At 57.9% G+C, this 3,186-nt stretch carries 2 protein-coding genes and 1 pseudogene; all 3 read left to right on the top strand.

What is annotated here, in order from left to right:
- Positions 1-1,311 (top strand): annotated as a pseudogene (locus tag ACESTR_RS15835) (chromosome partitioning protein ParB); the annotation flags it as partial.
- Positions 1,312-1,381: 70 nt separating this feature from the next.
- Positions 1,382-2,371, top strand: coding sequence for an ArdC family protein (locus ACESTR_RS15830; RefSeq protein ID WP_373179428.1), 990 nt, complete (start codon positions 1,382-1,384; stop codon positions 2,369-2,371).
- A 75-nt stretch (positions 2,372-2,446) separates the two neighbouring features.
- Positions 2,447-3,186: DUF4121 family protein (locus ACESTR_RS15825; protein ID WP_373179427.1), on the top strand; the 740-nt coding region annotated here is incomplete at its 3' end.

Here is a 3,186-nt window from a genome sequence, read left to right as displayed (position 1 = left end):
AACTCGTGGAAGACGGCGCGGATCAAGGAGATCGCCCGGCGTCTCTACGAGCGTTACATGACCAAGCTGGAAAGCTACAACTTCGATAAGACGGAGTGCCTTTCCTGCCAGCACAACACGGCCAATCAGGTGTTGTTCAAGGACGAATGTACGGGCGGTTGCGCGGGCTGTCAAAACCGCGAGTGCATGATCCGCAAGAACAACGAGTTTTTGGTACAGAAAGCCGTGAAACTCCTGAAGGACGACCCGCGTACGACGCTGGCTACGGACGGCGAAACTCCTGCCGCAGTACTCGAAGCTCTTGAGAAAGAAGGCTATCACGTCGAAGAGCTGGAATACAGCGTTTATCACTACGATAAAGGCCCTCAGATGCCCGACGCTCCACAAGCCGAGGAGTTCGAGTCAGAAGAGGATTTTACTGAGGCTAAGGAGGAGTACGAGGCCGAAATGGCGGCGTTTGCCGAAGAAACTCAGCGGTTGGAGTTCGACATCTCGGAAGGACGGGTGCGCAAATACGCCATCATCGGCAACCTCGATATTGAAATCCGCTACGAAGAGATCGAGGACGAGGAGCGGGAAGTGACGGTAAACGAGGGGCAGGACGATGAGCATAAGGTCTTCGTCACCGTCGTTCCGCCTTCGCCGCTGGAGGGGCTGTTGCAACAGGAGCGTCGTTACCGGGAAATCTGCTACGAGCATATCACGACCGATATGAAGCAGGTCTTTCTCGATGTGAAGGTTGCGAACAAGCCCTTGCAGAAAGAGGAGCAGCAGATGTTCTACTACGCTGTGATGCAGCGCGTAATGAGCGACTCGAAACTCCGTCAGTGCGGTTTCCGGCCCAAGGAGGGCTCTTACCTGACCGACCGAGAGCAATTTGCCGCGGCGGGACGTATCACGGCCAAGCAACAGGCGGCGCTGGTCCGCGCGTATCTGGTGGACTACTTCCGCTCGGCGGCTCCGGACTTTCGTTGTACGGACGAAACGCTCCTGACGGGAATGATGTGCCGCTTCGCGGATATGAACTTCACGGAGCAGAGCCAGAAGGTGCAGCAGGAGTATCTGCAAGTCTACGAGCGTCGCAAAGCCCGTCTTCAGGAGCAGATCGACGCTTTGCAGGCAAAAGCCGAGTCCGAAGAGTTGGCGGTCTCGATGCAGGAGGCTCCGGACGTCGAGCCTGAGGAGCTTCCTGACCTGCTGCCGGACGAGACGCCCGACGCAGAGCCGTCGCCGGAGCCGCTGATTATTCCGATGGATCCGGATATCGAACCCGATACCCGGATGCCTGAGGAGATGAAAGCAGCGGCATAACGATAGCGCGAACGAGATGTCCAACCGACGGAGCAGGTCATGCCTGCTCCGTCTTTGCATTACTTTGACAATGAATAAGAATCTGATTGAAAAGATCGCTCCGCAACTGACGGAGTTGATGATAAAGAAAATGGAAACGCTTACCGGAGAGTGGCGCAAGCCGTGGATTGCCGACCTTGCGCACGGTCTTCCGCGTAACCTGCGCGGCACGCACTACCGGGGCGGGAATATCCTGATGCTGCTGTTCCTCTCGGAGATCGCTGGCTATCGTACGCCGCTCTTTATGACCTTCAAACAAGCCAAGGAAGAGGGGTTGAATATCCTCAAAGGCTCCGGTTCGTTTCCGGTCTTCTTCTGGAAACTCTATATCCGCCACAAAGAGACCCGTAAGAAGATTGAGTTGGCGGAATACTACCGCCTGCCGCAGGAGCAGCGGCGGCAATACGACGTGCTGCCCGTGATGCGCTATTACCCGGTCTTCAACATCGACCAGACGGATATGCAGGAGCGGCATCCGGAGCGATATTCCTCGCTTACGACACCGACCGGGCCGAAAGACTACTCGGACGGTCTGACATGCGAGGCGCTGGACCGGATGCTGGCGGAGCGGTCGTGGCTCTGTCCCATCCTGCTCAAATCCGGCAACAGGGCGTCCTATTCACCGACGCTCGACCGGATCGTCTGCCCCGAAAAACGGCAGTTCCCGGAGGGCGCGGCATTCTACACGACACTTCTCCACGAAGTCACGCACAGTACGGGGCATGCGGAGCGTCTGAACCGTCCTTTTGGCGCTTGCTACAGAGATGCCGACTACATCCGCGAAGAGTTGGTCGCCGAACTTACGGCGGCCTTGTGCGGTGCGATGCTGGGCTTCGCTACGACGCCTCGTGAGGAGAGCGCCGCCTATATCAAGGACTGGCTGGCGGAGTTCCATAAAGAGCCGACCTACCTGTTCGACATCCTCACGGACGTGAACCGTGCCGCGCGGATGATCTCCGAACGGCTGGCCTGCGAACAGGAGCCGGCACCCCCGGGAGCGATTCCGGCCGAAGCCGCCTGATCCAAAAACCGAATATAAACGATTGTTCAACCTGTGCCGCGGCCGAAAAACTGCGGCGCTTTCATTATCAGCAATATGCAACAACCCCAAACCGAAGATCGGTACAGCCGCGAAACGCTGCTGCCGATGAATACGCTTTACGACCATGAACACCACCTGACGCAAGAGGACGTGGACATGGCCAATAAACAGGTGCGTCATATCGAACGTACCCGTAACCCACGTGTCCCGCAGGTCGGCGACCGGGTGCGCTATACCACGCGCCACGGTGACTTCCACGGCAACGCCCTGATCGAGGCTGTCCGTGAAGATGGAACGCGCTCGATCTGCCTGTGCCCTTACGTGCCTTTCGTGTGGGCGACAGCCGGCGGTATCGGCTGCGCGGTCAGCGGAGGGCCTTTTACGGTCGTGGCGCCGCACGCGTTGCACCCGACCGGAAGCGTGCCGGGGGATTTCTGTGCTTGGGGCCATTGCGGCGCCTGCGGCAACGGAGTCGTCCGGTTCTGCGCCGAGGTGCCGTTGTGGGAATACCGGGAACCGGAATCGCTTTACGGCGATTTCTCGACCGAGAAATGGCGCAAGATCAGCCTTTACAAGGATACGGAGTGCCGAAGCAGCGATCTTTACCGGGGCGACTGCATTTCGTTTCGGACGGAGAAGGAATTTCAAATGTTTCTTTCTGATTACGAAGGAACCGTATTTGCGGCTCCCTACCCGAAATCCGTCATCGTCTGGTGCTATCGGGACGAGCAGACCGCCGTATCGCAAGAGAAATGGGATGCGCTCGATGCTCCCGTTACAGAGCGGCGCATCTA

It is taken from the genome of Alistipes sp. DJF_B185 (assembly GCF_964250025.1).
Taxonomy (GTDB): Bacteria; Bacteroidota; Bacteroidia; order Bacteroidales; family Rikenellaceae; genus Alistipes; species Alistipes finegoldii.
The sequence above is the reverse complement of the archived record's forward strand: the minus strand, read 5'-3'. Positions and strand labels throughout refer to the sequence as shown.

What these genes read in the sequence shown, in the direction of transcription:
- ACESTR_RS15830 (WP_373179428.1), top strand. Translation starts at nt 1,382, where the DNA reads ATGAATAAGAATCTGATTGAAAAGATCGCTCCGCAACTGACGGAGTTG.